General features: G+C 46.2%; 19 protein-coding genes. All 19 read right to left on the bottom strand.

All coding sequences use genetic code 11. The features are described from left to right. Positions 1–12 precede the first annotated feature (12 nt). The 19 genes from codY to rpsP all read right to left on the bottom strand — a co-directional run bounded on the left by codY (position 13) and on the right by rpsP (position 17,226). Positions 13–792 carry a GTP-sensing pleiotropic transcriptional regulator CodY gene (gene codY, locus NYE42_RS08195; RefSeq protein WP_003154263.1) on the bottom strand — a complete coding sequence of 260 codons (780 nt, stop codon included), beginning with the start codon at positions 790–792 and terminating at the stop codon, positions 13–15. A 37-nt stretch (positions 793–829) separates the two neighbouring features. Beyond that, on the bottom strand, positions 830–2,242 hold the full coding sequence (gene hslU / locus NYE42_RS08190; RefSeq protein WP_257008574.1) for an HslU--HslV peptidase ATPase subunit: 1,413 nt from the start codon (positions 2,240–2,242) through the stop codon (positions 830–832). Between the two features lie 7 nt (positions 2,243–2,249). Further along, positions 2,250–2,795 carry an ATP-dependent protease subunit HslV gene (gene hslV / locus NYE42_RS08185; protein WP_003154267.1) on the bottom strand — a complete coding sequence of 182 codons (546 nt, stop codon included), beginning with the start codon at positions 2,793–2,795 and terminating at the stop codon, positions 2,250–2,252. 15 nt (positions 2,796–2,810) lie between these two features. Further along, complete coding sequence (gene xerC / locus NYE42_RS08180; RefSeq protein ID WP_007409774.1) at positions 2,811–3,728, bottom strand: tyrosine recombinase XerC; 918 nt, start codon at positions 3,726–3,728, stop codon at positions 2,811–2,813. Positions 3,729–3,797: 69 nt separating this feature from the next. Further along, the gene (gene trmFO, locus NYE42_RS08175) at positions 3,798–5,105 is read right to left on the bottom strand and encodes an FADH(2)-oxidizing methylenetetrahydrofolate--tRNA-(uracil(54)-C(5))-methyltransferase TrmFO (protein WP_012117550.1); all 1,308 of its coding nucleotides are present in this window, start codon (positions 5,103–5,105) and stop codon (positions 3,798–3,800) included. A gap of 64 nt (positions 5,106–5,169) precedes the next feature. Beyond that, positions 5,170–7,245 carry a type I DNA topoisomerase gene (gene topA, locus NYE42_RS08170; protein WP_007409771.1) on the bottom strand — a complete coding sequence of 692 codons (2,076 nt, stop codon included), beginning with the start codon at positions 7,243–7,245 and terminating at the stop codon, positions 5,170–5,172. Positions 7,246–7,426: 181 nt separating this feature from the next. After that, positions 7,427–8,326, bottom strand: a complete 900-nt coding sequence (dprA, locus tag NYE42_RS08165) for a DNA-processing protein DprA (protein ID WP_352426890.1) — start codon at positions 8,324–8,326, stop codon at positions 7,427–7,429. A 65-nt stretch (positions 8,327–8,391) separates the two neighbouring features. Beyond that, the gene (gene sucD / locus NYE42_RS08160; protein WP_003154281.1) at positions 8,392–9,294 is read right to left on the bottom strand and encodes a succinate--CoA ligase subunit alpha; all 903 of its coding nucleotides are present in this window, start codon (positions 9,292–9,294) and stop codon (positions 8,392–8,394) included. Between the two features lie 28 nt (positions 9,295–9,322). Further along, on the bottom strand, positions 9,323–10,480 hold the full coding sequence (gene sucC / locus NYE42_RS08155) for an ADP-forming succinate--CoA ligase subunit beta (protein WP_003154283.1): 1,158 nt from the start codon (positions 10,478–10,480) through the stop codon (positions 9,323–9,325). A 174-nt stretch (positions 10,481–10,654) separates the two neighbouring features. After that, a complete protein-coding gene (locus tag NYE42_RS08150; RefSeq protein WP_014417762.1) occupies positions 10,655–10,936 on the bottom strand; it encodes a FlhB-like flagellar biosynthesis protein in 282 nt (93 codons plus the stop codon). Next, positions 10,933–12,639 (bottom strand): glycosyl transferase, encoded by a 1,707-nt coding sequence (locus NYE42_RS08145; RefSeq protein WP_144664700.1) that lies wholly within the window; start codon positions 12,637–12,639, stop codon positions 10,933–10,935. Before NYE42_RS08145 ends, NYE42_RS08150 begins: the two co-directional genes overlap by 4 nt. 16 nt (positions 12,640–12,655) lie before the next feature. After that, positions 12,656–13,423 carry a ribonuclease HII gene (locus NYE42_RS08140; RefSeq protein WP_144664701.1) on the bottom strand — a complete coding sequence of 256 codons (768 nt, stop codon included), beginning with the start codon at positions 13,421–13,423 and terminating at the stop codon, positions 12,656–12,658. A 72-nt stretch (positions 13,424–13,495) separates the two neighbouring features. Next, entirely contained in the window at positions 13,496–14,344 is an 849-nt protein-coding gene (ylqF, locus tag NYE42_RS08135; RefSeq protein ID WP_352426889.1) for a ribosome biogenesis GTPase YlqF, read from the bottom strand. Positions 14,345–14,486: 142 nt separating this feature from the next. Further along, positions 14,487–14,834 carry a 50S ribosomal protein L19 gene (rplS, locus tag NYE42_RS08130; protein WP_003154288.1) on the bottom strand — a complete coding sequence of 116 codons (348 nt, stop codon included), beginning with the start codon at positions 14,832–14,834 and terminating at the stop codon, positions 14,487–14,489. A 140-nt stretch (positions 14,835–14,974) separates the two neighbouring features. Beyond that, on the bottom strand, positions 14,975–15,706 hold the full coding sequence (trmD, locus tag NYE42_RS08125; protein ID WP_060675461.1) for a tRNA (guanosine(37)-N1)-methyltransferase TrmD: 732 nt from the start codon (positions 15,704–15,706) through the stop codon (positions 14,975–14,977). Beyond that, positions 15,703–16,227 carry a ribosome maturation factor RimM gene (gene rimM, locus NYE42_RS08120; RefSeq protein WP_352426888.1) on the bottom strand — a complete coding sequence of 175 codons (525 nt, stop codon included), beginning with the start codon at positions 16,225–16,227 and terminating at the stop codon, positions 15,703–15,705. Before rimM ends, trmD begins: the two co-directional genes overlap by 4 nt. A gap of 4 nt (positions 16,228–16,231) precedes the next feature. Then, a complete protein-coding gene (locus tag NYE42_RS08115) occupies positions 16,232–16,618 on the bottom strand; it encodes a YlqD family protein (RefSeq protein ID WP_003154291.1) in 387 nt (128 codons plus the stop codon). A 90-nt stretch (positions 16,619–16,708) separates the two neighbouring features. Beyond that, positions 16,709–16,954, bottom strand: a complete 246-nt coding sequence (locus NYE42_RS08110) for a KH domain-containing protein (protein ID WP_007611392.1) — start codon at positions 16,952–16,954, stop codon at positions 16,709–16,711. Beyond that, positions 16,954–17,226: a 30S ribosomal protein S16 gene (gene rpsP / locus NYE42_RS08105; RefSeq protein ID WP_003154296.1), complete on the bottom strand. Its 273-nt coding sequence runs from the start codon at positions 17,224–17,226 to the stop codon at positions 16,954–16,956. The genes NYE42_RS08110 and rpsP overlap by 1 nt, the downstream gene beginning before the upstream one ends. Positions 17,227–17,268: the final 42 nt, after the last annotated feature.

The raw sequence follows: 17,268 nt of genomic DNA, 5'->3' as shown, positions 1-17,268 counted from the left end.
CCTGCTTTTGTCTTAATGAGATTTAAGGTTTTCCAATTCAATAAGGAATTTGTTGTTCAGAACTTTAATGTACGTCCCCTTCATTCCCAGTGATCTGGATTCAATGACGCCTGCGCTTTCCAGCTTTCTCAGCGCGTTAACGATTACTGAACGCGTAATGCCGACACGGTCCGCAATCTTACTTGCCACAAGCAAGCCTTCGTTTCCGTCAAGCTCTTCAAAGATATGCTCAATCGCTTCAAGTTCACTGTAAGACAGAGAACTGATCGCCATTTGAACAACTGCTTTGCTTCGCGCCTCTTCTTCGATTTCTTCCGCTTTTTCTCTTAAAATCTCCATTCCTACAACGGTTGCTCCGTATTCAGCAAGAATGAGATCATCATCTTCAAATTGATCCTGCAGACGGGACAGAATCAGCGTGCCCAGTCTCTCTCCTCCGCCGATGATCGGCACGATCGTTGTTAAGCCCGCTTGGAACAGGTCTCTGTTTTCCACAGGAAACGCCGTGTATTCGCTGTTGATATCAAGGTTTGAAGACGTCTCCGGAACATTGAACAGATTTCTCGTGTACTCTTCCGGGAACTGGCGGTCTTCAAGCATTTTTTTCATTCGGTCATTTTCAATCTGCTGATTAATAGAGTAGCCCAAAAGCTTTCCTCTGCGGCTGACGACGAAAATATTAGAATCAATGACGTCACGAAGCGTTTCAGCCATTTCTTTAAAGTTTACGGGTTTGCCTGCCGCAGCCTGCAGCATGCTGTTAATAATTCGTGTTTTTTGTAGTAAAGCCATGATAAATAATCCTCCTAGAATTCCTCTTATTAAATTTTCACAATATAAATTGACTTAGATCTTTGTTGTTTGCAATCGTTCCGAGCTTTTCTTCAACGTATTGCGGCGTGATGGCGACTTTTTCCATCGTCACGTCCGGCGCTTCAAACGACAGGTCTTCCAAGAGACGTTCCAATATCGTGTGAAGCCTTCTCGCTCCGATGTTGTCCGTATCCTGATTCACATGATAAGCCACTTCGGCGATCTTACGAATAGCTTCGTCAGAAAATTCAAGAGATATACCTTCTGTCTGCAATAAAGCCTGATATTGTTTTAACAGCGCGTTATCGGGTTCGACGAGAATCTTCACAAAATCATCTACCGTCAGCTTGCTCAATTCTACACGAATCGGAAAGCGGCCCTGCAGCTCCGGAATCAGATCAGACGGTTTGGCCATATGGAATGCCCCGGCTGCGATAAACAGCACGTGATCTGTTTTGACGGAGCCGTATTTCGTGACGACGGTAGATCCTTCGACAATCGGAAGGATATCTCTTTGAACGCCTTCTCTCGATACATCTGCTGAGGAAGAAGCCCCTCCGTTTTTTGCGATTTTATCTATTTCGTCAATAAAGATAATGCCGCCCTCTTCAGCTCTTAACACGGCCTCCTGGCCGACTTCATCCATATCGATTAATTTGCCTGCCTCTTCATTGGTCAGAACCTTCCTTGCTTCTCTGACCGTCATTTTGCGGCGTTTTTTCTTTTTTGGCACCAGATTGCTCAGCGCATCCTGCATATTCATGCCCATTTGCTCCATCCCGGAGCCTTGCAGCATGTCAAACATCGACGGCTGCTGCTCTTCCACCTCTACGGAGACGTAATGGTCTTCGAGCTCTCCCAATGCGAGCTGATGCGCCATGCGTTTTCTTTTTTCTTCAAGGCTTGCTTCTTCCTGCTGGTCGGCTTCATCATCATTTGCCGGCTGGCTTCCTCCGAAAAGCATTTCAAACGGATTTTTCACACCTGCTTGTTTTTTCTTTCCCGGAACGAGAAGCCGCACTATACGTTTGTTTGCATTTTCTTCAGCCTGTTCTTTCACTTCGCTGATTTTTTCTTCTTTAATGAGCCGCACGGATGTCTCAACGAGGTCTCTGACCATTGATTCGACATCTCTGCCTACATAGCCGACTTCTGTAAATTTTGTCGCTTCAATTTTTATAAATGGCGCACCGGTAAGCTTGGCGATCCGTCTGGCGATCTCTGTTTTCCCCACCCCGGTCGGGCCCATCATCAGGATGTTTTTGGGAACGATCTCGTCTCTCAGTTTTTCATCAAGAAGACTTCTGCGATAGCGGTTTCTTAATGCCACGGCGACAGCTTTTTTCGCATCCTGCTGTCCTACAATGTATTGATCCAACCGATCTACGATTTGTCTCGGTGTTAACGGTTTGTTTTCCATGCGCCTCAAGTCCTTTCTATTCAAGTTCTTCCAAAATGATCTGATCGTTTGTGTACACACAAATCTCGCCCGCGATTTTCAAAGCGGCTTTTGCAATATCTTTGGCGGACAGATTCTCTCCGGCATAGGTTTTCAGCGCTCTTCCTGCTGACAGGGCGTAGTTTCCGCCGGAGCCGATTGCCAAAATGCCGTCATCCGGCTCAATCACTTCACCTGTTCCCGATACGAGAAGCAAGGTATCCTGGTTCATGACAATCAGCATGGCTTCCAGCTTGCGCAGCACTTTATCGCTGCGCCATTCTTTCGCAAGCTCAACCGACGCACGTTTTAAATTGCCGTTGTATTCTTCAAGCTTCGCCTCAAACATTTCAAAAAGTGTGAAAGCGTCTGCAACAGATCCCGCAAATCCGGCCAGAACCTTTCCGTTAAACAGCTTTCTCACTTTTCTCGCGGTATGTTTCATGACTACAGCCTGACCGAATGTGACCTGGCCGTCTCCTGACATAGCGCTTTTCCCGTTATGCTGGACGGCAAAAATCGTTGTCGCATGAAAAGATGACATGAGAAGGGCCTCCTTTTAATTTTCTTTAAAAGCTCTCGGGTGGTGGGACATATATGTGTTTCTCAGCATTTCCTTCGATACATGTGTGTATATCTGCGTAGAAGACAGATTGGAATGGCCCAAAAGCTCCTGGACGCTTCTTAAATCAGCCCCTTCATTCAGCAGATGAGTCGCAAACGTGTGCCGAAGCATATGCGGGTGTATATGTAAAGTGCCGGATGCTTTTTTTACAAGCCCGCTTAAAATATACCGGATTCCTCTGGCGGTCAGCGGGCCGCCTCTTTGATTGACAAACAGCACATCATGAGGCTCTTTTGCTTTTTCAAGCAGGCACTGCCTTCCGCTGTTGATATACAGCTCCAGCGCATCACGGGCATATGAGCCGAACGGGATATAGCGCTGCTTCTTGCCTTTCCCGTGAACGAGCACCGTATCCATGAACAGGTCAAGATCGCCGACAGTGAGCGTACAACACTCACTGACCCTCATTCCGGTCGCATAAAGAAGCTCAAGCAGGGCCTGATCGCGCATCCCTGACGGCTGACTTCTGTCTGAAACAGCGAATAGTTCCTCAAGTTCTTTTTCATAAAGAAACTTCGGAATCCGTTTCTCTTGTTTCGGCAGATGAACAAGCTGAAACGGATTCTCTTCAACAAGCTTTTCCCTCATTAAAAATTTATAGAAGCTTCTCAAAGCTGAAATTTTCTTGCTGATTGTTTTTCTTGACAGGCCTTTTTCATAAGCCTCCGTCAAAAATATTCTCACATCATGATATGCAGCTTCTTTCATTCCATTTATATTTTGAGCATGCAGAAACATCCCAAATTCTTCAATCGAATTAACATAATTCACAATAGTATATTGTGAATAATTTTTTTCAATTTGTAAATATTCAACGAATAACTTTAAAAAAAAGTTAACATTCTCAGTCATTATGAAGACCTCCCTCTCCGAAGGGCTTTTAAATGGTATCATATAATGCATCGAAGTTGCAATGAAAAGCTATATCGTTTTCGAAATAGTTTGAATAGTCTCAATTGCGCGTTTAGCGTATTCTTCATTTCGTTCTTTTTTGTTTTTAATTTTTACAGGTAATTCTTTTAAGAGGCCGAAGTTTGCATTCATCGGCTGGAAGTTCTTCTGATTTGTCGTCGTAATGTAGTGAGCCATGCTTCCGATCGCCGTCTCCTGCGGGAATGTCACAAGATCCTGACCGAGCACAAGTTTGGCGGCATTGATTCCCGCTACAAGACCTGAAGCGGCAGATTCAACATAACCCTCTACACCGGTCATTTGGCCCGCGAAAAACAGATCGTTCCGCTGTTTAAATTGATATGTCGGGTTCAAAAGGCTCGGCGAGTTGATAAATGTGTTTCTGTGCATGACGCCGTATCTGACGATATCAACATTTTCAAGGCCGGGGATCAGTTTAAGCACTTCTTTTTGGTCTCCCCATTTTAAATGTGTCTGAAAACCTACAATATTATAAAGCGTTCCCGCCGCATCATCCTGTCTGAGCTGAACGACTGCATAAGGGCGCTTGCCTGTTTTCGGATCTTCCAGTCCGACCGGTTTCATCGGTCCGAACAGCATTGTTTTCTTGCCTCTTTTCGCCATGACTTCAATCGGCATGCAGCCTTCAAAGAAGATTTCTTTCTCGAATTCTTTTAAAGGAACCGTCTCAGCCGTCGTCAATGCTTCATAGAAACGGTCAAACTCTTCCTCTGTCATCGGGCAGTTTAAGTATGCCGCTTCTCCCTTGTCATAACGGGATTTTAAGTACACTTTCTCCATATCGAGGCTGTCTTTTTCGACAATCGGCGCCGCCGCGTCATAAAAATACAGATACTCTTCTCCCGTGAGCTCTTTCAGCTGCTGTGAAAGCGATTCTGACGTAAGCGGTCCGGTCGCGATAACAGTCGGGCCTTCCGGAATCTCTGTTACTTCCTCAGTAAGAACCGTTACGTTCGGATGGTTTTTCACGAGATCCGTCACGCTTTGCGCAAATTCATGACGGTCAACGGCAAGCGCTCCCCCGGCCGGAACCGAGCATTTATCAGCAGATTGAATGATTGCCGAGTCAAGCGCCCGCATTTCTTCTTTTAATACGCCTACCGCATTGGCGAGTGTATTTGAACGGAGGGAGTTGCTACATACCAGTTCGGCGAATTTATCAGTATGATGGGCTGCCGTCTGCCTGACGGGCCGCATTTCATATAGTTTCACTTGAATTCCTCGTTTTGCAAGCTGCCATGCCGCTTCACTTCCGGCAAGGCCTGCTCCGATTACATTAACTGTTTGCTGGTTCATTTCTTTTCATCTCCTGTTGTTTGTCCCTTCCACACAAAGAAGGTGAGCAAGGCTCTGCTCACCGCTACTTCTGTGGTTCTTCCTTATAATCGCATTCGACGCATTGGACTTGTATGCCTTTTTTAAGCTTTTTCTCTACGAGCATATTTTCACATTTCGGGCATTTTCGTTCAATCGGTTTGTCCCAAGATACGAAGTCGCATTCAGGATAACGGTCACAGCCGTAAAAGATGCGTTTCTTTTTTGATTTTCGTTCGACAATGTTTCCTTCATGACACTTAGGACATTTTACGCCGATTTGTTTGACAATCGGTTTTGTATTCCGGCAGTCAGGGAAATTGGAGCACGCCATAAATTTGCCGTATCGGCCCATTTTATAAACCATCCGGGAGCCGCATAACTCACAATCTTCATCGGCGTATTCAGGTTCAATTTCCACTTCTTTCATTTCGGCTTCCGCTTTTTTCACGCGTTTTTCGAAATCAGTATAGAAGCTGTCAATGATTTGAACCCATTCTGTCTGGCCATCTTCAACATGATCAAGGTCTCTTTCCATTTTAGCCGTGAATTCAACGTTAATGATTTCCGGGAAAAACTCCATGATAAGATCCAGCACGATCTGCCCAAGCTCAGTCGGCACAAACCGTTTATTGTCTAATCCCACGTAACCGCGGCGCTGGATGGTGTCAAGAGTCGGCGCATATGTCGAAGGACGGCCGATCCCCAGTTCTTCAAGCGTTTTAACCAGGCGCGCCTCTGTATAACGCGGAGGCGGCTGAGTAAAGTGCTGCTCAGGCTCAATATCTTTCGATAAAACCGTGTCTCCCTCTTTAAGGTCCGGAAGCATGCGGTCTTTTTCTTCCAGCTGATCGTCTTTACCCTCTACATAGACTTTCATGAAGCCGGCGAATTTGACTTTACTTCCGTTTGCCCGGAATGTCAATCCGTTATTGCTGAGATCGACGCTCATCGTATCAAGGACGGCAGGGGCCATCTGGCTTGCAACAAAGCGCTCCCAAATCAGCTTGTATAATCTGAGCTGGTCTCTTCCAAGCACCGCTTTTAAGTCGGCAGGTTTTCTGAGCACCGAAGTCGGGCGGATCGCTTCGTGAGCATCTTGTGCGTTTTCATTTTTCTTTGCCGGTTTCCGTTTTCCCGCTAAGTACTCTTTGCCGTACGCCTGATCAATAAAAGCTGACGCTTCTTCAACGGCTGTATTGGAAATCCGCGTTGAGTCCGTTCTCATATACGTGATGAGCCCGACTGTCCCTTCTTTGCCGAGATCAATTCCTTCATATAATTGCTGCGCGATCATCATCGTTTTCTTCGCTCTGAAATTCAGCTTTCTTGCAGCCTCCTGCTGCAGAGTGGATGTTGTAAACGGCAGAGCGGGATTTCGTTTGCGCTCTTTTTTCGTAACCTTGTCAACTGTATACTTATTGCCTTTCAGCTGAGCAAGGATGGCTTTTACGTCTTCTTCGCTTTTTAAAGGAAGCTTTTTGCCGTTTTTCCCGAAAAATCCGGCTTCAAACGTCTCTTTTCCTTTTAAAAATGAGCCGGTAATCGTCCAGTACTCTTCAGGTTTAAAGTCGTTGATTTCCTTTTCCCGGTCGATGATCAGCCGGAGCGCAACGGATTGCACACGGCCCGCACTGAGGCCTTTTTTTACTTTTTTCCAAAGAATCGGGCTGATTTTGTATCCGACGAGTCTGTCTAGTATGCGGCGCGCCTGTTGCGCATCGACAAGATCCATATTAATCATGCGCGGATGTTTAAATGATTCTTTAATGGCGTCTTTCGTTATTTCATTAAAGACGACCCGGCAGTCCGAGCTGAGATCCAGATCAAGACTGTGTGCGAGATGCCATGCAATCGCTTCCCCTTCTCTGTCGGGGTCGGCCGCGAGATAGACTTTTTTTGCTTTCTTTGCCGCTGTTTTTAATTCTTTTAAAACAGGGCCTTTTCCGCGGATCGTAATATATTTCGGTTCAAAGTTCTGTTCGATGTCAACTCCCATTTGACTTTTCGGAAGATCCCGGACATGTCCCATTGAAGCTTTGACTTTATATTTCTTCCCTAAATAACGTTCAATCGTTTTCGCCTTTGCCGGCGATTCCACGATGACTAGATAATCAGACATTTTCATCCCCCTCAAGAGGTGTTCTCTCTCTTTTCAAGTATCAATTCATTTTAGAGCTGCCTTTTTATGGCTTTCAACATTTCATTCTTTATGATGAACGTCATTTTATACATGAAAATAATGAGCAACTTTAAATCCTCACTATTATTAAATATTACAATACCGTTTGTCAAACGATATTTCAAAAGGGTTCCATATACTGAACGCATCGGGCGGTCAGCTCTCCGTCAATATCCTCTGCGCATAATACAGCTTTCGCCCCTTCTTGAATGAGTTTTATAGGTCCTCCGGAATATGGATTAAATATGGAACCCGGAACGGCAAATACCTCTCTGCCTTGATCGAGAGCCTGGTAAGCTGTGATTAATGAACCGCTTTTTTCTTTTCCCTGCACGACCACAATTCCTTCACTTAGTCCGCTGATTATGCGGTTTCTCATCGGAAAGTGCCATTTTTTCGGCTTTGTTTCAGGAGGATGTTCTGAGAGTAGGAGATGGTGTTCAGCCATGTATTCTGCTAACAGGAGATTTTCCCGGGGATAGATGTGATGGAATCCGCCGGCTATCACGCCGATCGTAAGCCCTTTTGCCCTGATGCTCGCCTTATGAGACAATCCGTCTATACCGGATGCAAGCCCGCTTACAATGACCCAGCCTTTTTTTGAGAGTTCGGCGGAAAGATGCCCAACCGCTTTTATTCCGTCTTCCGTCGGTTTCCGCGTTCCTACAATCCCGATTTTTCTGCCTTTTTCAAGAAGCAGCGTGTTCCCTTTTGCATACAAGACAGCCGGCGGATCATAAATCGCTTTAAGCCATGTTGGATAGCGGCTTGATGAAATCGGAATGACAGTAATGCCTTCTCGGCGGTAATCGGACAGAACTTCATCAAGTTCCGGATCCTTGCGCTCTATTTCCCGAAAAATTGCTTCCGGGGCTGTTTTCCCTTCTGATAAAACAGTTAATGGATGCGGATCCGGTAAAAAAGACAGAGAATGATCAGCTTTCCACCATTTTAATAGAAGAGACGGGGAAATGATTTGATTAATACTGCAGACCATTAAACAGCGCGATGCTTGATCCAAATCTGGAAACCTCCTCTTTTTTTCAGCAAAAACAGGAACAGCCGTTACGGCTGCCCCTGCTTCGATCAGTGAGTTTTGCACGTTTCAAATAAGCCTTTTTCTTTTAACACCTTAATCAGCGTTTCACCCATTACAGAAGGGGTTTCCGCGACTTCAATTCCGCAGGCGTTCATCGTCTTGACTTTTTCTTCTGCCGTGCCTTTTCCTCCGGAGATGATGGCGCCCGCATGGCCCATGCGTTTTCCCGGAGGCGCGGTTTTACCGCCGATAAAGCCGACAACAGGCTTCGTCATGTTCGCTTTCACCCACTCAGCCGCTTCTTCTTCAGCTGTGCCGCCGATTTCTCCGATCATGATGACAGCATGTGTTTCAGGATCTTCATTGAACGCTTTTAACACGTCAATAAAGTTCGTGCCGTTGACCGGATCGCCGCCGATCCCTACAGCGGTAGATTGGCCTACGCCGGCTTCTGAAAGCTGATGGACGGCCTCGTATGTCAATGTTCCTGAACGGGACACAACGCCTACATGACCCTTTTTATGAATGTATCCCGGCATAATGCCGATCTTGCATTCTTCAGGTGTAATAACACCAGGGCAGTTCGGCCCTATTAATCTCGTTTTCTTGCCTTCCATAAAACGCTTCACTTTCACCATGTCCAAAACCGGAATGTGCTCAGTGATACAAATGACAAGATCAATTTCCGCGTCAACCGCTTCCATAATTGCGTCCGCCGCAAACGGAGCCGGCACGTAAATAACTGACGCATCTGCGCCCGTTGTATGAACCGCTTCTGCGACCGTATTGAATACCGGTACGCCTTCCGCTTCCGTTCCGCCTTTTCCAGGTGTTACACCGCCAACGATATTCGTGCCGTATTCCAGCATCTGCTTTGTATGAAATAAAGCGGTAGAACCTGTAATCCCCTGTACAATAACTCTTGTATCTTTATTGATAAAAACACTCATTATCTGGTCCCCTGCCTTTCATTCTTTCCTAAACTAAGGATACGATTTTCTGTGCGCCGTCTGCCATTGATTCCGCAGATGTGATGTTTAAGCCTGATTCATTCAGGATTTTCTTTCCTAAATCTACGTTTGTCCCTTCAAGGCGCACGACCAGCGGCAATGTCAATCCGACTTGTCTCGTCGCTTCAACAACGCCCTCGGCGATGACATCACACTTCATGATGCCTCCGAAAATATTGACGAAAATTCCTTTTACGTTTTGATCGGAAAGAATGATTTTAAAAGCTTCCGTCACTTTTTCTGCGGTTGCGCCGCCCCCGACATCAAGGAAGTTTGCAGGTTCTCCGCCGTAGTGTTTAATGATATCCATAGTAGACATTGCAAGACCCGCGCCGTTTACCATACAGCCGATATTTCCATCAAGGGAAATGTAGCTTAAATCGTATTTTGACGCTTCGATTTCTTTCGGATCTTCTTCATCTAAATCTCTGTATTCCATAATGTCTTTTTGTCTGTATAACGCATTGCTGTCGAAGTTCAGCTTAGCATCCAGCGCCATGACGTTTCCGTCCCCCGTAACGACGAGAGGGTTGATCTCGGCGATGGAGCAGTCCTTCTCAACAAATGCTTTATATAAACCGAGCATAAATTTAGCGGCTTTGCCGACAAGCTCTTTCGGGATGTTAATTGCGAATGCAATTTCCCTTGCCTGATAGCCCTGAAGGCCGACAGCCGGATCAATTACCGCTTTTTTAATTTTTTCAGGTGTTTTTTCCGCTACTTCTTCAATCTCCGTTCCGCCTTCTTCAGACGCCATTAAAACGATTCTTGAAGTAGCACGGTCAAGTACAAGCCCGACATAGTATTCCTTTTTAATATCGCAGCCTTCTTCAATAAGTAAGCGTTTTATTACTTGTCCGTCCGGACCCGTTTGATGTGTGACGAGCGTCTTGCCTAACAGTTCTTCGGCATACTCTTTCACTTCATCTTTTGTTTTTGCAATCTTTACCCCACCAGCTTTGCCGCGGCCGCCAGCATGGATTTGCGCCTTTACGACATAAACCGAGCTTGACAGGCTCTCTGCTTTTTCAACTGCTTCCTCTGCTGTAAAAGCCACTTTACCTTCAGGAACAGACACCCCGTATTTTCTGAGGACTTCTTTTCCCTGGTACTCATGGATATTCATTTCCCATCCTCCTAACTTATGTAGCAAAACTAAAAATAGACTGCGCTTTCATTCTATATAATACTGGAAGAATTGTCTAGGGTTCAAAACAAAATCTTTATATCCTTCCAAACATTCTAACTTTTATTTTATTGAAAATATAAATTTAAACGGAGTCCGGGAAATGAATGGTCCTTATTTTTCGTTTTTCAGGGTTTCGTCCAGTCTGTAAACAAATGAAAAAATTTCGGCAACGGTTTCATAGAGCGCCTCCGGTATCTGATCGTCAACCGTCAAATGGCGCATTAATTCGACAAGGGTTCTGTCTTCCTGAATGGGGACCCCAGCCTTCTCAGCTTCTTTTATAATATTTTCCGCCACGTGCCCCCTGCCTGTTGCGACAACCTTCGGGACTTGGTCTTTCTGCCGGTCGTAATGCAGGGCGACAGCTCTTCTTAACGGCGTTTGCTCTTTCATATTTTCACATCCACTTTTCTTCCGCCGTCTTTTTCTATAAACTCTTCCACAAGAGCGCTCTGGTCTTTCGGGCGCCATTTTTTAGCCGTGACGCCTGACAGGCTGAAGCCCGTTTCTTTTATGGCTTCTTTTAAAGCCGGTACGAGAGGGTCGATGGCCGCCTGAAGCTCAAAATCAGTCTCAACCGTAATGGTCATTACATTTTGCTGAATCATGCAGTCCACAACGGTTTCTTGCAGTGTTTCAAGATGCAGCAAAAACAGGAGCCTGCAATGTGACGGATCGAGTTTTCCGTCCGGCTTCTTCCGTCCTTTAAAGAGAACTGTGATGTCATTCTCATACGCGGACGCTCCCAGCGGAAATGACAGCACCATCTGCGTAAAAGAAGGGTTATGCTGCTCAATAAACAGCTGGCCGTTTAATTTATGAATAAGCGGTTCCGCCTCTTGTTTAACGGATTGGGGCGCTTCTTGAAGCGTCCGGACGGCTTGGAGGGCCGTTTTCAGCGCTTGTTTCTCCGGCTGCGGAGACACGCCTTTTTCAAGCGCTGTAATGAATGATAATTCATCACGCGTGCCCAGTCCTTTTTTGATTTTCTGCAAAAGGCTTAATACATCATGTTTTTCCGCATATTTCAATTCGGTGAGCTGAGCGGCTTTTTCGAAAACAGCCGTCTCCTGTTCTGTCAGATGTACGTTTTGAAGAACAGGTGCTGCTTTAAATGTTTTTTCTTCTTGAGAAATGAAAGCCTTAATGATCTCCGCCGTTACTTTTACGGGACGGTTTTCAGTTTTTTCTGCCGATGTCATTAATTTCTCTATAATCTGTTTTGCTGTTTTTTCAGGCAGTTCCGTATCTGTCCGTGCACTCGGAGGAGAAGATTGGCTTGAGACTGCCTTTCCGTTTTCACGAGTCTCTCGGACAAATGGTGATTGTTTTAATTCCGTCCGTTCTCCTTCATGCATCAGCCCGGTTTCTGAGAGCGGCATGCGTGCAGCCTCGGCAAGCTTCTTCAAGAGACGTTCTGCATGAAGATCCGTTTCCGCGTTTAACACGTCAGAAACCGCTTCTTTGAGCACAGACAGCTCTTTTGCCGATTGCGGATCCTGATTGATTGCCTGAAGCAGTCCTGAGAGGAGGCGCCGGGTCGGAACCGGATATTTAACGGCATGAATGGCTGACAAGACTTCCGGATGTGCGGGCATTTCCCGTTTCAGCGCAAATACGATTGTTTCCGCCGCTTTTTTCAATTCGGCGGCCGGAAGCGATTCAGCCCAGCGGATGCAGGCTTTGAGGCTGTTTTCCGTCATCGGCAGCTTCTGCTGCATAAACGTTTCGGCAATCTGCAGAGACACAGGGCCTGGTTTGACGGAAAGAGCGTTTAACAGTCTTCCCGCCGCTTCCTGAACAGTTTTCGGGCTTCCTTCGAATTGGTCAATGACATGAAGCCGGCCCGTTTTTTCCGCCGGCTGTTTGTCATAAGAAAACCAGTAATACGCCTGCGGACGAAGGGCGGTTTCAAGTTTTCCCTGCATCGTCCGGCCGCCGATTTGGATAAGAGCGCTTTGATCGTCCAGCAAACGGAGAACCTTCCCTAACAGCAGCCTTTGAGCGCCGCTGTCTTTACCGCCGTCTTGCCGGTCCGGAGGGATTTCCGCCGTCAGCTGTCTGAAAGCCGCTTGGATTTCGCCGCTTATGTTCATGTCTTAAGCCTCTTTTCTAACAATAAGATTGAACGGGAGCGAACGTTTTTCGGTGAATAGTTGTCGGTCCGTATGCCTGAAGAGCTTCAAGATGTTCTTTCGTTCCGTAGCCTTTATTTTTTTCAAAGCCGTACATGGGGTAGGCTTTGGCGTACTCAGCCATGAGACGGTCCCGCGTTACTTTTGCTATGCAGGCTCCGGCGGCAATTGACACGCTTTTGGCATCCCCTTTTATAACTGATGACTGCGGAATGTCAAGCGGAAGGGTCATGGCATCAACAAGCAGATAATCAGGTGTTTCCGTTAAAGCATTGACGGCTTTTACCATCGCCAGTCTCGCGGCCTCATAAATGTTGATCCGGTCAATGACGTCCGCATGGACAATGCCGACTCCTACAGCCGCCGCTTCTTCCGTGATCCGGCTGTAATACTCCTCGAGCTTCTTTTCCGACAATTTCTTCGAGTCCGTGAGACCGAGAATCTCGCATTCTGCCGGCAAAATGACGGCGCCGGCGACAACCGGTCCGGCAAGCGGCCCTCTTCCGGCTTCGTCAACACCCGCAATCAAGCGGAAGCCCTTTTTGGATGACAGTCTTTCGTATGCCGTCATGTTCAGCCATTGCTCTTTAAGAGCTTTTTCCTTCGCGTGCTTTTTCAGCCATTGCTCTAAAAGCGTCTGTACGCTTTTTCTCGGGTCTTTCTCACATTGGGCAAGGAAGGGGTCGCTTTCGTCCCTGACCTCTTGCAGGCGTTCTTTTACGCTTTTTACGGTTAATGTATTCACGTTCTCTTCTCCCTTACATTATGTATATCGGTATTCTGCGGAAAAAATAAAGACCCGCATCGCTGCGCGTCTTTATTCTGATGGTGTTTCAAATGAAAGCCTGCCGAATTTTTCCGTCCGGATGTCCCGAATGATGACTTCCGTTGTTTTATCATAGTCAACCATTCCGCCGCCCATCAAACAGCCGCGTTTTTCACCGATCGCGTCGAAAAGAGCGGCGATATCCTCAGGGATTTCCTGAAATCCGTAGCGCTCCTTCAAGCGGTCGGGATAATGCTCTTCCAGAAAGCGCAGCCCGAAGACGGCCACATCCTGCAGGTTGATAATCGTATCTTTAATCGCCCCGGTGATCGCCAGGCGCAAGCCGACAAGCTCATCTTCAAATTTAGGCCATAAAATTCCCGGTGTATCGAGCAGCTCTAATTCCTTGCCTACCTTTACCCACTGCTGTGAAGTGGTAATGCCGGGCCTGTCTCCCGTCTTGGCAATGTTTTTTTTGGCCAGCCGGTTAATGAGCGTAGACTTGCCGACATTCGGAATGCCGATGATTAATGCGCGGATTGCTCTTGGCCTGACACCTTTTGCTTTCATTTTATCGAACTTATCTTTCAGCAGCTCTTTCGATGACGGCACGATTTGATGCAGTCCCTGCCCGTTAACGGAGTTTATTGAAAGAGAGGGAATGCCCTGTTCCTGAAAGTGGTCCTTCCACTGAGCAGTCACAGCCGCATCCGCCTTATCGGCTTTATTTAAAAGCATAATGCGCGGCTTATTTTTTAAAATCTCCTCAATCATCGGATTTCTCGATGACATCGGGATTCTCGCATCCACCAATTCGTATACGATATCAATTAATTTCAGTTTTTCTGTTACTTCCCGTCTCGCTTTAGCCATATGGCCCGGGAACCATTGAATGGTCATGTGACTTCGACACCTGCCTTATTTACCGGAACCGGATGTTCCGATGATCTCTTATGTATTTTACGTTGCTTGTTCCGCTTTTACAAATTTCATATAAAAAAAGAGCCTGTTACGGGTAACAAGCTCTTTTCGTTCGTTATCATTATCGTCTGATTTCTTTAATACGAGCCGCTTTTCCGCGAAGTTCACGCAGGTAGTAAAGCTTAGCGCGACGTACTTTACCGTAACGTACAACTTCGATTTTCGCGATTTTTGGTGTGTGTACAGGGAATGTACGTTCAACGCCAACACCGTAAGAAATCTTACGAACTGTGAACGTTTCGCTGATTCCACCACCACGACGCTTGATCACAACACCTTCGAAGATCTGGATACGCTCACGGTTACCCTCAACAACTTTTACGTGTACACGTAAAGTGTCACCAGGACGGAACGCAGGAAGATCAGTGCGAAGCTGTTCTTTTGTGATATCTTGAATTAGTTTTTGCATCGTTTTCAACTCCTTCCAACAGATGCTCTTGGCCACAACTGCAAGGCACAGCGGAACATCGTTTTCAAGCTTCTGAAGGATAAGCCTCCTTAAGCCACAAGTAGTATCTTATCATATCTTCATCGCCTGCGCAATAGAATCTATTCGTTTTCCCACTCGGAAATCCATTTTCTTTGCTCATCAGTGAGAGGATAGTTTTCAAGAAGATCGGGACGTCTTAAAAAGGTTCTTCTGATTGATTCTTTATTTCGCCATTCTTGTATTTTGGCATGGTTGCCCGACAAAAGGGTCTCAGGCACTTTTAAGCCTCTATAATCTGCAGGCCTCGTATAGTGCGGATGCTCTAAAAGCCCCGTGCTGAAGGAATCCTCCACGTGGGATGCTTCTTTTCCGAGGACGCCCGGCAAAAGCCTGACAACGCTGTCGGCAATCATCATGGCAGGGAGCTCTCCCCCGGTCAGCACAAAATCCCCGATGGAGATTTCATCAGTGACAAGATGTTCCCGGATCCGTTCATCATACCCTTCATAATGTCCGCAAATAAACATGAGATGTTCCTCTTGTGCCAGCTCCTCGGCTTTCTTCTGCGTATAACGCTCACCTTGCGGGCAGACGAGAATAATGCGCGGCTTGGCGTCCGTACCGGCTGTCAGCTTTTCAACCGCATCAAATACGGGCTGCGGCTTTAACACCATCCCGGCTCCCCCGCCGTACGGGTAATCATCAACCGTTTGGTGTTTATTATCCGAAAAAGCCCGGAAATTGATGACGTCAAAACGGACAGCCTCTTTTTCCTGTGCTTTTTGCAGAATGGAGGAGCCGAGCACCCCTTGAAACATTTCGGGAAACAGTGTTAAAAAGTCGATTTTCATTCGTCTATTAACCCTTCCATTACATGAATCTTAATTTTCTTCTCATTTATATTAATATCCTTTACCACAGAAGCAATATACGGAATGAGCGCATCTTTTTTGCCTTTTCTTGCAACCACCCATACGTCATTAGCCCCGGGCGTCAAGATTTCCTTCACTGTGCCGATCAGTTCCCCGTCTTCTGACACAACCTCGCAGCCAATGATTTCATGAAAATAAAATTCATCTTCTTCAAGCTCTCCCAAGTCTTCTTCAGGGACTTTGATCACCATGTTTCTTAGGTGTTCGACTTCATTGAGACTCGGCATTTCTTTGAATTGCAGCAGATGAAACTGCTTGTGAAGCCTGTGGACGCTGACCGTTACTTTGATTGGCTCCGCAACCCCTTCCGCAAACAAATAGAGCGTATTGCCGGGCTTGTACCGTTCTTCGGCAAAGTCCGTTTTAGAAATGACCCGCACTTCGCCTTTAATGCCGTGGGTATTTACAATTTTGCCTACATTAAACCATCTGTTTGTCATATTATCACCTCGGGCGGATTTCAATTACTACCCCGTCTTTTATGACGATGGTATTTGCCGCTGTTTTTTCATGCCAGTTATCACCGACATTGATTGAAAGCAGCGCATCGATCTCCTTTTCCTTCACTTCGCTTCCAAGCGGGAGCGACTCTGTCTGGCTTATTTGGAAATCGATCATTTTGATTTTGTCTTGTCTTTTCTCAATGGCTTTTTTAAAAGATTCCGCTACATCGGGATTCTGCTGATCTTTTTCATGTTTTCTAAGCTGAAAATAGAGCTGGCTGCATTCTCGTTCAAGCGTTTGCTTTTTTTCTGCAAAAGAGGCCAAAAGCTTTTCCTTGCTTTGCTCGGTCAGAACCTGCATAACGGTTACCCTGTGAATAATCTGCATAGGACCAGACTCCCCACTCTTCCAACATATTTCTGTTCATTTGCCTTTTTTACGTGTAAAAAAAGGGGAGGTGCCGGCCCTCTCCCTTTTTCAGTCAAATATTTCAAATTGAACTTTCTTAGAAGACTGTGCGCCAGCTGCAAAAACGACGGTTCGAATCGCTCTTGCAGTCCGGCCTTGCTTTCCGATAATCTTACCGGTATCTGACTTATTGACAGATAAGCGCAGCGCAATCTTTTGATCAGTCTCTTCCTTTGTGACCGTTATGTCTTCCGGATGGTCGACAAGCGGAGCCACAATGCTGACAATCAAATCTTCCAAGTTCTGATCAGTCATTACTTGCCTTGTTTAGCGTTGTGGAATTTTTCCATAATTCCTTGGCTTGAGAACAAGTTGCGGACTGTATCAGAAGGTTTAGCTCCTGTTTGAAGCCATTTAAGAGCAAGCTCTTCGTTGATTTTCACTTCAGCCGGCTTTGCAACCGGGTTGTATGTGCCGACTGTTTCGATGAAACGGCCGTCACGCGGTGAACGAGAATCTGCTACAACAATACGATAGAAAGGAGATTTTTTTGCTCCCATACGTTTTAAACGAATTTTTACTGCCATTTTACTAGCACCTCCGAAAATATTTCAACAAGATAGTATATT

Source organism: Bacillus sp. FSL K6-2865, assembly GCF_040311405.1.
In the GTDB taxonomy this organism is placed as follows: domain Bacteria; phylum Bacillota; class Bacilli; order Bacillales; family Bacillaceae; genus Bacillus; species Bacillus velezensis.
This window is presented reverse-complemented; position numbering and strand designations above follow the sequence as displayed.

Coding starts and splice junctions, on each gene's coding strand:
- topA (WP_007409771.1), bottom strand. CDS start 7,245: ATGTCTGATTATCTAGTCATCGTGGAATCGCCGGCAAAGGCGAAAACG.
- NYE42_RS08110 (WP_007611392.1), bottom strand. CDS start 16,954: ATGACTGATCAGAACTTGGAAGATTTGATTGTCAGCATTGTGGCTCCG.
- sucD (WP_003154281.1), bottom strand. CDS start 9,294: ATGAGTGTTTTTATCAATAAAGATACAAGAGTTATTGTACAGGGGATT.
- hslV (WP_003154267.1), bottom strand. CDS start 2,795: ATGTCATCTTTTCATGCGACAACGATTTTTGCCGTCCAGCATAACGGG.
- NYE42_RS08150 (WP_014417762.1), bottom strand. CDS start 10,936: ATGAAAGAGCAAACGCCGTTAAGAAGAGCTGTCGCCCTGCATTACGAC.
- trmD (WP_060675461.1), bottom strand. CDS start 15,706: ATGAAAATCGACTTTTTAACACTGTTTCCCGAAATGTTTCAAGGGGTG.
- sucC (WP_003154283.1), bottom strand. CDS start 10,480: ATGAATATCCATGAGTACCAGGGAAAAGAAGTCCTCAGAAAATACGGG.
- ylqF (WP_352426889.1), bottom strand. CDS start 14,344: ATGACCATTCAATGGTTCCCGGGCCATATGGCTAAAGCGAGACGGGAA.
- rpsP (WP_003154296.1), bottom strand. CDS start 17,226: ATGGCAGTAAAAATTCGTTTAAAACGTATGGGAGCAAAAAAATCTCCT.
- NYE42_RS08145 (WP_144664700.1), bottom strand. CDS start 12,639: ATGAACATAAGCGGCGAAATCCAAGCGGCTTTCAGACAGCTGACGGCG.
- codY (WP_003154263.1), bottom strand. CDS start 792: ATGGCTTTACTACAAAAAACACGAATTATTAACAGCATGCTGCAGGCT.
- rplS (WP_003154288.1), bottom strand. CDS start 14,834: ATGCAAAAACTAATTCAAGATATCACAAAAGAACAGCTTCGCACTGAT.
- NYE42_RS08115 (WP_003154291.1), bottom strand. CDS start 16,618: ATGCAGATTATTCACAGGGTAACCGTTATGCAGGTTCTGACCGAGCAA.
- trmFO (WP_012117550.1), bottom strand. CDS start 5,105: ATGAACCAGCAAACAGTTAATGTAATCGGAGCAGGCCTTGCCGGAAGT.
- xerC (WP_007409774.1), bottom strand. CDS start 3,728: ATGACTGAGAATGTTAACTTTTTTTTAAAGTTATTCGTTGAATATTTA.
- rimM (WP_352426888.1), bottom strand. CDS start 16,227: ATGACAAACAGATGGTTTAATGTAGGCAAAATTGTAAATACCCACGGC.